At 65.2% G+C, this 1097-nt stretch carries 1 protein-coding gene and 1 pseudogene; one reads left to right on the top strand and one right to left on the bottom strand.

Annotation, left to right across the window (positions count from 1 at the left end; translation table 11 throughout):
• Positions 1–384 precede the first annotated feature (384 nt).
• Positions 385–877, top strand: a pseudogene (locus JCM25156_RS32760) (histidine phosphatase family protein); the annotation flags it as partial.
• Between the two features lie 61 nt (positions 878–938).
• On the opposite strand, the gene JCM25156_RS31650 reads toward JCM25156_RS32760, so the two are convergent.
• Positions 939–1040 (bottom strand): adenosylcobinamide-GDP ribazoletransferase, encoded by a 102-nt coding sequence (locus JCM25156_RS31650; RefSeq protein ID WP_242402735.1) that lies wholly within the window; start codon positions 1038–1040, stop codon positions 939–941.
• Positions 1041–1097 lie beyond the last annotated feature (57 nt).

Below are 1097 nucleotides of genomic sequence, written 5' to 3'. Positions count from 1 at the left end.
GCCGCGTCATCCCCGCAGGCCAGCGTGGGATGGGTCGCGCCGAACAGGCCCGTGGCGTTCGCGCTGGCCGACAGGCACATGAGCAGACAGGCAGTGGCCCATACGCGCATGGTCATCTTTATCCTTCCGGTCTGGGAGTTGGCTGGTGCAGACCCGGGGTTTCGGAAAACCGAGAGATATGAGGTGCAGGCGCCGATATGCAGAATGCATCTCTTTTTGTAAACAGACTTTATCCGGTCCTGTATGCTCCGTCGCGGTGTGGCGCAACGGGTGGGCGGCGAAAGGCGGCATGTTCCTGCCGGGTAGCTGCCCCCATATCCATCTTATGGTGATGTTCATGAACTTCGCGGATGTTCATCTGGTCATGTTGGAAGGCAGGTGCGGATGACTGAGCGTTTTGCAATCGTGCTGGCACGCCATCCCGCCGTTACCGGTGTGGAGGGCCTGTGCTACGGCCAGCGCGACGTGACCCTGGCCCATGGCTGGGAACGCATGGCCGATGGCCTGCGTACCGTCATGCAGGGCGTGGGGTGCCGGGTTCTGTTCTCATCTCCCGCCCGGCGCTGCCAGATGGTCGCGGAGCGCGTGGCGCGATTCATGGATCTGGATGTGCGGATCGATTCACGTCTGCGTGAAATCAGCTTCGGGGAGTGGGAGGGACGCCCATGGGCGCATATCCCCCGCACGGCACTTGACGCATGGGCCGCCGATGTCAGCGGCTTCACCCCGCCGGGGGGGGGAAAGCGGTCTCGACCTGCGGGCGCGGGTGGGGTGTTTCTGGGCGGATATGCAGCGCCGCGGGCAGTCCTGCGCGGTCATAACCCATGGGGGGCCGCTACGCCTCATGCAGGGCATGGCCCATGGCATGCCCGGCAGCCTGCTCGCGCCCTCGCCCCCCATGGGGTCGGTCCGGGTCGTGGAACAGGAAGATGGCGTGTTCAGCACAGGGCGGTCAGAACCGCGCATTCCGTCACGACTGCCGTTGCACCAAGAACATCTCCGGTCTGGCCACCGATCTGCCATCGCGCCAACGCGCACATGACCATCGTGGCCATGGCCGCCACCACCCGGCAGTGAGCAGGCGCGGGCCGGCAGCA

It is taken from the genome of Komagataeibacter kakiaceti JCM 25156 (genome assembly GCF_000613305.1).
This window is presented reverse-complemented; position numbering and strand designations above follow the sequence as displayed.